Here is a 9,303-nt window from a genome sequence, read left to right as displayed (position 1 = left end):
CCCCCCTCTGCCTGCCGGCCGGGGCGAGCCACGGGTCTCGCCCGTCCTTCGGACCCCCCACAGGTGGGGAGATCGGCTCTCCGGCGGTTGCGCCCGTCCTTTGGAACCCCGCAGGGAGATCGGTGTCACCGCGCGTTGCGCCCGTTTTTCGGTAAACGCCGCGCTTTGGAACACCCCCCTCTGCCTGCCGGCATCTCCCCCTCAAGGGGGGAGATCGGCTCTCCGGCGTCGCGCCCGGCCGTCGGGGCCCCTTGAGGGGAGATGGGCGGGAGCCCAGAGGGGGGGGTGACGTCTCCAAATGATGGTGTTGTTCCCCCGTCTGGCGGCCGGACCCGGTGCAGGCGCCGCGCGAGGCACTTAAACCTCCGCCTCAACGTTAAAGGCTTGCCACGGGATTCAACCTCTGATTCCTATGGTTACAGAGCGTTTCCTGGTTTTGATTCGTGCACGCGTCCACCGCGTATCGTCCGGGGGCTGGCCTCCCGGAGCGGTCTGATTCACGCCACGATCCGCCTGTGTGCGGCCCACTGAAGAGGGAAAATCGGGGGAATGTCGAAGAAACACGTCGCGGTGCTTCTGGGGGGATTTTCGTCCGAGCGACCGGTGTCGCTCTCCTCCGGCAACGCCTGTGCCGACGCGCTGGAGGCGGAAGGCTATCGCGTGACGCGCGTCGACGTCGGCCGCGACGTGGTGCAGGTGCTCACCGAACTGCGGCCCGACGTCGCCTTCAACGCGCTGCACGGCCCCTTCGGCGAGGACGGCACGATCCAGGGCGTGCTGGAATATCTCCAGATTCCCTACACCCATTCGGGCGTGCTGGCCTCGGCGCTGTCGATGGACAAGGAGCGGGCCAAGAAGGTGGCGCGCGCGGCGGGCATTCCCGTCGCCGAATCGCGCGTGATGGACCGCTTCGACATCGGCCACGAGCACCCGATGAAGCCGCCCTACGTGGTCAAGCCGGTGCGCGAAGGGTCGAGCTTCGGTGTGGTCATCGTCAAGGAAGGGCAGGCCAACCCGCCCCAGGTGATCGGCTCGGCGGAGTGGAAATATGGCGACGCGGTCATGGTGGAGCGATTCGTGCACGGGCGCGAACTGACCTGCGCGGTGATGGGCGACGTGGCGCTGGGCGTGACCGAGATCGTGCCGCTCGGCCATGCCTTCTACGATTATGATGCGAAGTATGCCGCCGGGGGCTCGAAACACGAATGCCCGGCAAAAATTTCACTAAATATTTACCAAAAAATACAGACACTGTCTCTCAAGGCGCATCAAGCCATGGGCTGCCGCGGCGTGAGTCGATCCGATTTCCGATATGACGACCGCTTCTCCGAAAACGGGGAGGTGATCTGGCTGGAGATCAACACGCAGCCCGGGATGACGCCGACGTCTTTGGTGCCCGAGATCGCCGCGCATGCCGGCCATGGATTTGGTGAACTCTTGAGTTGGATGGTGGAGGACGCATCGTGCTTGCGCTGAACGCCGGACGAACCTTCCAGACGACGCCGTCGCGGGCGGGCGCATCGCCTGCCGCGCGGTTCGGCGCCGGCGTCCTGCCGCGCTTCCTGCGGCGCCCCGCAAGGCTGCTCGCCCGCCTGACCTCGGGCGAGGTCGAGGCGCCCCGCCATGCGGGCCTGATGCTCGCGGGGAGCCTGTTTGCCGCGACCGCCCTCTACGGCATGGCGCTCGGCGGCCATTATCCCGTGCTGGTGCAGAACTTCACCGCCCACAGCGGCTTCGCCGTCAGCGACATCCGCGTCACCGGCAACCGCGAAGTGTCGGACATCGACGTCATCCAGGCGCTGTCGCTGGACGGCTGGACCTCGCTGATCGGTCTCGGCGCTGACGAGGTGCGCGAGCGCATCGTGGCCATGCCCTGGGTGGAGAGCGCCACGGTGCGCAAGGTCTATCCGGTGACGCTGGAGATCGCGGTCGTCGAGAAGCAGCCCTATGCCGTCTGGCAGCATGACGGCGCGCTGTCGCTGGTCGAGCGCTCCGGCGCGCCGATCGTGCCCTACACCAGCGAGCGCTTCGCGTCGCTGCCGCTCGTCGTCGGCAAGGGCGCGGCGCGCCATGCGTCGGAGATCGTCGCGCTGGTCGCCGGCCATCCGGACCTCGCCGGCCGCGTGCGCGGCTACGTGCGGATCGCGGATCGCCGCTGGGACCTGCGGCTCGACAACGACGTGGTGCTGAAGCTGCCCGAGACGGGCGAGGCGGCGGCGCTGAACTGGCTCATGCGGGCGGATGCGAGCGATGCGCTGCTGTCGCGCGACATCGCCGCCGTCGACCTGCGGCTTTCGGACCGGCTCGTCGTGCAGCTGACGCCCGAGGGGCTGAAGCGCCGGGAGGCCGACATCAAGGCAAGCGAGAAGGCCCTCAAGGCCGCGGGACGGCGGACATGAGCTGGCTCGGCGGACCTGGCTCCAACGCATCGCGGCGCTCCGGCATCGTGACGGTGCTCGACATCGGGTCGAGCAAGATCTGCTGCATCATCGGCAAGCTGAAGCCGATCGAGGGCGGCGAATACCTGCGCGGGCGCACGCACCAGGTGCGGGTGATCGGCATCGGGCACCAGAAGTCGCAAGGCGTGAAGTCGGGCATGATCGTCGACCTCGACCGCGCCGAGCAGGCGATCCGGCTGGCGGTGGACGCGGCCGAGCGGATGGCGGGGCTGACGGTCGATTCCCTGATCGTCAACCTGTCGGCGGGCCGGCTGAAGAGCCAAATCTCGACCGCGACCGTCAATCTCGGCGGCCACGAGGTGCAGGCGTCCGACATCACCAAGGTGCTGGCGGCCGGCGCCAAGCAGGCGCTGCAGGTGGAGCGCGAGCTGGTCCACTCGCTGGCGACCGGGTTCTCGCTCGACGGCGAGAAAGGGATCCGCGATCCGCGCGGCATGTTCGGCGAGACGCTGGGCGTCGACATGCACGTGCTGACGGGCGATGCCGCGCCGATCCGCAACATGGAGCTCTGCGTCAACCGCTCGCACCTGTCGGTCGAGCGCATGGTGGCGACCCCCTATGCGAGCGGGCTGGCCGCGCTCGTCGACGACGAGGCCGAACTCGGCGCCACCTGCATCGACCTCGGCGGCGGCACCACGACGCTCTCGGTGTTCTCGGAAGGCAAGTTCGTGCACGCCGATTCGCTGCCGGTGGGCGGCATCCACGTCACGCTCGATCTCGCACGCGGGCTGTCGACCAGCGTCGAGACGGCCGAGCGCTTCAAGGTCATGCACGGCTCGGCCCTGCCGACGGGCGCCGACGACCGCGACGTCGTCAACGTGCCGCCGGTGGGCGCCGACGAGGGCGACATGCCGCTGCAGGTGCCGCGCTCGGTGATGACGCGCATCATCCGCGCCCGCGTCGAGGAGACGCTCGAACTCGTGCGCGACCGGCTGGCGCAGTCGGGCTTCGGCCCCTCGGTCGGCAAGCGCGTGGTGCTGACCGGCGGGGCGAGCCAGCTGTCGGGCCTGCCCGACGCGGCGCGCCGCATCCTCGGCCGCAACGTGCGCGTGGGACGGCCGCTCGGCGTCGCCGGCCTGCCGGAAGCGGCCAAGGGTCCGGCCTTCTCTTCGGCGGTGGGTCTGATGATCTATCCGCAGGTCGCCTCGTTCGAAAGCGGCCGCGTTACGGGTTTCCTGCGTATGCGTTCCACCGGAACAGGGGGTCGGCTGGAGCGCGTGGGTCAGTGGTTGAAAGACAGTTTCTAATATCGAGGGGCTTGCCCCAGGCGGCCGCGGCGGCGTTGCGGCAAGAACAGGCGAAAAGGACGAGGACATGACCATCAATCTTCAGAAGCCGGACATCACCGAGCTCAAGCCGCGCATCACGGTCTTCGGCGTCGGCGGCGGCGGCGGCAATGCCGTCAACAACATGATCAACGCCGGCCTGCGCGGGGTCGAGTTCGTGGTCGCCAACACCGATGCCCAGGCTCTGACGATGTCGCGGGCGGAGCGGCTGATCCAGCTCGGCGCGCACGTGACCGAGGGGCTCGGCGCCGGATCGCAGCCCGAGGTCGGACGCGCCGCCGCCGAGGAGTGCATCGACGAGATCGTCGACCACCTGGCCGGCACGCACATGTGCTTCGTCACCGCCGGCATGGGCGGCGGCACCGGCACGGGCGCTGCACCGGTCGTGGCCCGCGCGGCCCGCGAGAAGGGCATCCTGACGGTGGGCGTCGTGACCAAGCCGTTCCACTTCGAAGGCCAGCGCCGGATGAAGACGGCCGACATCGGCATCGAGGAGCTGCAGAAGAACGTCGACACGCTGATCGTCATTCCGAACCAGAACCTGTTCCGCATCGCCAACGACAAGACCACCTTCGCCGACGCCTTCTCGATGGCCGACCAGGTGCTCTATTCGGGCGTCGCCTGCATCACCGACCTGATGGTCAAGGAAGGCCTGATCAACCTCGACTTCGCCGACGTCCGCTCGGTGATGCGCGAAATGGGCAAGGCCATGATGGGCACCGGCGAAGCCTCGGGCGAGGGCCGCGCGATGGCCGCCGCCGAGGCCGCGATCGCCAACCCGCTGCTCGACGAATCGTCCATGAAGGGCGCCCGAGGCCTGCTGATCTCGATCACCGGCGGTCGCGACCTCACCCTGTTCGAGGTGGACGAAGCAGCGACCCGCATCCGCGAGGAAGTGGACCAGGACGCCAACATCATTCTCGGCGCAACCTTCGACGAAGACCTCGAGGGCGTGATCCGGGTCTCGGTGGTGGCCACCGGCATCGACAAGAAGGCGCATGAGATCTCGGCCGCACCGATCGAGATCCGCCAGGCGCCGAAGCCGCAGCCGCGCCCGATCCAGGCCGAGGTGCGTCCGATCCCGGTTGCCGCAGCGCCGGCGCCGGCGCCCGCACCGGTGCAGCATCACTACGAGGCTCCGGACGCGAGCATGGAGATGGACAACGATCCGGTGGCCGAGGCCATCCGCGAGGCCGAGCGCACCAGCCTGCGTCCGGCTGCGCCCGTCGACGAGTTCGCGCCGCAGAACCGCCTGTTCCGCGCGCCCGAGCCGCAGCCCCAGCCGCGTCCGGTGCCGCAGCCGGTCGCCCAGGCCCCCGTGCAGCGTCCCGAGCCCGTGATGCAGCAGCCGCGCATGCCCCGCGTCGAGGATTTTCCGCCGCTGGTGAAGGCGGAAATGGACGCGCAGCAGAACGCCCGCGCCGCCGCGGCGGCCGCCGCTGCCGCTGCCGCCGAACCGGTGGAGGACCGCGGTCCGATGGGCGGACTGCTCAAGCGCCTGACCGCCGGCCTGTCGTCGCGCCGCGACGACGAGGTCGTGCGCCAGAAGCCGGTCGCGCCCCGCGAGCCGCAATTCGTGCAACCACAGGCCGAATCACGCCGCCTGGCAGGTCCGGACGCGCAGCTCTACGCGCCGCGCCGCGGCCAGCTGGACGATCATGGCCGGCTGGTGCCGGCCCAGCGCCCGGTCAGCGAGGACGACCAGCTGGAGATTCCAGCCTTCCTGCGCCGCCAGGCAAACTGATCGGCCCGGGCCAGGGTTGACGATACGTTAACAATCGAGCGGGGCGGCTGTGGACAGCCGTTCCGCTCTTTTCGTAAAGTCCCTGTTTATCAATCGCTTGGAGCCGAGACCTTAACCGATCTGGGCGTAACACAAGGTAAGAAACCGTGATTTGGCGACTCCCGACGGCATCTTTATCTTCGCCGCCAATCGAGAGTTTCCAGCGCGTTGGTTTGGGGATGCCGGAAGCTTGCAATCTTGCAAACAAGAACCGCAGCCGGTCGGCTCAAGCGGTCCTGGCCGGGGCGGGATCATGGGGATAGAGTTGCACGACTATCAGACCACCCTCAAATCGCGTGCCACCCTTTCCGGCGTCGGCGTGCACAGCGGCAAGCCGGTTACACTCCACCTGAATCCCGCGGACGTCGATACCGGCGTCATCTTCAACTGCACGACCGAGACCGGCGAGAGCCGTGAAATCCGCGGCCTCGTGTCGGAGATCGGCGGCACCGACCTTTGCACCGTGCTCGGCAACACCGACGGCGTGCACGTGGCGACGGTGGAGCATCTGATGGCGGCGCTGTTTGCGCTCGGCGTCGACAATGTCAGCATCGACATCGACGGGTCCGAAGTGCCGATCCTCGACGGATCGAGCGAACTCTTCGTCGAGGCGATCGAGCAGGCGGGCCTGCGCTCGCTGGCGTCCAAGCGCCGCTACATCCGCGTGATCAAGCCGATCCGGATCGAGAAGGGCGGCTCCTGGGCCGAGTTCATCCCGTATTCGGGCACGCGCTTCGAGGTGGAGATCGATTTCGAATCACCGTGCATCGGCCGCCAGCTCTATGCCGGCGACATCGACCCCGAAGCCTTCAAGCGCGACATCTCGCGCGCCCGCACGTTCGGCTTCATGAAGGACGTGGAGCGGTTGTGGGCCGCCGGCTATGCCCTCGGCTCCTCGCTCGAGAATTCCGTCGTGATCGGCGACGACGACCGCGTGATCAACCTGGAAGGCCTGCGCTACGAGGACGAATTCGTGCGCCACAAGACGCTGGACGCGATGGGCGACCTCGCCCTTGCCGGCGCCCGCTTCATCGGCTGCTTCCGGTCCTATCGCGGTGGCCACAAGCTGAACGCGACGGCGCTTCGCCGGCTGCTTTCGGATCGCAGCGCCTTCGAGATCGTCGAATCGACCCGCCGCGAGCGCGGCCGCGCCGCGGAACTGATCGCGGTCAACGCCCCTGTCTTTGCGCCCTGGGCGCTCTGAAACCCGTATCGCCGACGCTGACACGAGGGCGGCTCGTCGTCCCTTCGTTCGGGCCGTCCCGAGCCTCGATACGGATCGCAGTCCTTCCCGCGTGGCGGCGAATGTGTCGTTAGACCGTCGTCCCGCCACAAAAAAGCGCGAAAGAAGGACGATGGATTTGTCTCCCGGGGACGGGTATGTTTTATGGCCACGGGTGCCTGCTCGCGCTCGCGCCAGAGGGAATTGAGCGAAACATGATCTTCAAGCGGACCCCCGGACGGGCACGACTCGTGCTGCTCGCAGCGCCGATGACAGCGATGAGCCTGCTGGTTTCCGGCTGCATGTCCGAGAAGGACCTCGACCTGTCGAGCTATGTCGAGGACGTGGAGCCGGCCGACGTGCTGTACAATCAGGGGCTCGCCAACCTCGAGGCCGGACGCCTGAAGGAAGCGGTGGCGAAGTTCCAGGCGATCGACCGGCAGCACCCCTATTCGGAGTTCGGCCGCAAGGCGCTGGTGATGACCGCGTTCGCGCAGTACCGCCAGGGGAACTACGACGACTCGGTGGCCAATGCCTCGCGTTTCGTCACGCTCTATCCCTCGCATCCCGACGCCGCCTATGCGCAGTACATCATCGGGCTGTGCTTCTTCCGCCAGATCCGCGACGTGACGCAGGACCAGAAGGAAGCGCGCCGCACCGTCGAGGCGATGGACGAGGTGATCTCGCGCTGGCCCGATTCGCAGTATGTCGAGGACGCCAAGGCCAAGAAGCGCTTTGCCCGCGACCAGCTGGCGGGCAAGGAAATGCAGATCGGCCGCTATTATCTCGAGCGGCGCGAATACATCGCGTCGGTGAAGCGGTTCCGCTACGTCGTGGAGGTCTATTCCGACACGCGGCACGTGGAGGAGGCGCTCGCCCGCCTGACGGAGACCTACTACGCCATGGGCCTGGTTTCCGAGGCGCAGACGGCCGCGGCCGTGCTTGGCCACAACTACCCGGACAGTCAGTGGTATCGCGACTCCTACAAGCTCCTGCAGACCGGCGGCCTCGAGCCCCGCGAGAACCGGGGTTCGTGGATCTCGAAAGCCGGAGCCATGCTGGTCGGCAGCTGACCACCGCGGAACGCGCATGCTCGTCCAACTGTCGATCCGCGATATCGTCCTGATCGAGAAGCTGGACATCGAGTTCGCGCCCGGTCTGTCCGTGCTGACCGGCGAGACCGGGGCCGGCAAGTCCATCCTGCTCGATGCGCTGTCGCTGGCGCTCGGCGGGCGCGGCGACGCCTCGCTGGTGCGCCACGGCGCCACGCAGGGCCAGGTCACCGCCGTCTTCGACGTTCCCCTCGACCATCCCGCCCGCCGCCTGATCGCCGACAACGCGATCGAGGACGAGGGCGACATCCTGCTGCGCCGCGTGCAGAACGCCGACGGCCGCTCGCGCGTCTTCGTCAACGACCGTCCGGCCAGCGTGGCGCTGATGCGCGACATCGGCCGCGCGCTGGTGGAAATCCACGGCCAGCACGACGAGCGCGCGCTGGTGGACGCCGACGCCCATCGCGAGGTGCTGGACCAGTTCGGCGGCCATGCGGCAGACGTCGCGGCCACCGGCAAGGCCTACCTCGCCTGGCGGCAGGCCGAGCAGGATCTCGCCCGACACCGCGCCCGCGTCGAGGCCGCCGCGCGCGAGGCGGACTATCTGCGCGCCTCGGTGGAGGAACTGCGCAAGCTCGATCCGCGCGAGGGCGAGGAGACGGAGCTGGCCGGGGTGCGGGCGCAGATGATGAAGGCGGAGAAGATCGCCTCCGACATCGGCGAGGCGCAGGAGGTTTTTTCGGGCAACCAGTCGCCGGTGCCGATGCTGGCCGCCCTGCTGCGCCGGCTGGAGCGGAAGGCGCAAGAGGTGCCGGGCATGCTCGACGAGGTGGTGAAGTCGCTCGACGAGGCGCTGCTGTCGCTCGACGCCGCGCAGACCGGCATCGACGCGGCGATGCGGGCCTCGGAATATGACCCGCGCGTGCTGGAGCAGACCGAGGAGCGGCTGTTTGCGCTGCGGGCGGCGGCCCGCAAGCACAATGTCGCGGTCGATTCGCTGCCCGCGTTGCGCGACCGGATGACCGCCGATCTGGCCGACCTCGATGCCGGCGAGGAGCGCCTGGGCGGGCTGGAGACGGCGGCGGCCGAGACCCGGGCGGCCTATGACGCGGCGGCGGCGCGGCTTTCGGCGCTGCGGCGCGCGGCCTCCGAAGCGCTGGCCGGTGCGGTGATGGCCGAACTGCCGGCGCTGAAGCTCGAGCGCGCGGCCTTCATCGTCGAGATCGCCACGGAGGCCGGCGACCGGCGCGAGGAGGGGATCGACCAGGTGGAGTTCTGGGTGCGGACCAATCCGGGCTCGCGGCCGGGACCGATGGCCAAGATCGCATCCGGCGGCGAGCTGTCGCGCTTCCTGCTGGCGCTCAAGGTGGCGCTGGCCGATCGCGGCTCGGCGCCGACGCTGGTGTTCGACGAGATCGACACGGGCGTGGGCGGGGCCGTGGCCGACGCGATCGGCGCGCGGCTGGCGCGGCTGGCCGGGCGCGTGCAGGTGCTGTCGGTG

At 68.5% G+C, this 9,303-nt stretch carries 7 protein-coding genes; all 7 read left to right on the top strand.

Annotated features, from left to right (window positions below):
- Nucleotides 1-549 precede the first annotated feature (549 nt).
- Entirely contained in the window at nucleotides 550-1,476 is a 927-nt protein-coding gene (locus EJC49_RS24485) for a D-alanine--D-alanine ligase (RefSeq protein ID WP_126702548.1), read from the top strand.
- Complete coding sequence (locus EJC49_RS24480) at nucleotides 1,464-2,399, top strand: cell division protein FtsQ/DivIB (protein ID WP_245453551.1); 936 nt, start codon at nucleotides 1,464-1,466, stop codon at nucleotides 2,397-2,399. Before EJC49_RS24485 ends, EJC49_RS24480 begins: the two co-directional genes overlap by 13 nt.
- The gene (ftsA, locus tag EJC49_RS24475; RefSeq protein WP_126702546.1) at nucleotides 2,396-3,706 is read left to right on the top strand and encodes a cell division protein FtsA; all 1,311 of its coding nucleotides are present in this window, start codon (nucleotides 2,396-2,398) and stop codon (nucleotides 3,704-3,706) included. Before EJC49_RS24480 ends, ftsA begins: the two co-directional genes overlap by 4 nt.
- Before the next feature lie 67 nt (nucleotides 3,707-3,773).
- Nucleotides 3,774-5,489 carry a cell division protein FtsZ gene (ftsZ, locus tag EJC49_RS24470; protein ID WP_126702545.1) on the top strand — a complete coding sequence of 572 codons (1,716 nt, stop codon included), beginning with the start codon at nucleotides 3,774-3,776 and terminating at the stop codon, nucleotides 5,487-5,489.
- A 292-nt stretch (nucleotides 5,490-5,781) separates the two neighbouring features.
- On the top strand, nucleotides 5,782-6,732 hold the full coding sequence (gene lpxC / locus EJC49_RS24465) for a UDP-3-O-acyl-N-acetylglucosamine deacetylase (protein ID WP_126702544.1): 951 nt from the start codon (nucleotides 5,782-5,784) through the stop codon (nucleotides 6,730-6,732).
- 233 nt (nucleotides 6,733-6,965) lie between these two features.
- Nucleotides 6,966-7,823 carry an outer membrane protein assembly factor BamD gene (locus tag EJC49_RS24460; RefSeq protein WP_126702543.1) on the top strand — a complete coding sequence of 286 codons (858 nt, stop codon included), beginning with the start codon at nucleotides 6,966-6,968 and terminating at the stop codon, nucleotides 7,821-7,823.
- Nucleotides 7,824-7,839: 16 nt separating this feature from the next.
- A partial coding sequence (locus EJC49_RS24455) for a DNA repair protein RecN (RefSeq protein ID WP_148106333.1) occupies nucleotides 7,840-9,303 on the top strand: 1,464 nt, incomplete at its 3' end.

It is taken from the genome of Aquibium carbonis (genome assembly GCF_003970795.1).
Classification (GTDB): domain Bacteria; phylum Pseudomonadota; class Alphaproteobacteria; order Rhizobiales; family Rhizobiaceae; genus Aquibium; species Aquibium carbonis.
The sequence above is the reverse complement of the archived record's forward strand: the minus strand, read 5'-3'. Positions and strand labels throughout refer to the sequence as shown.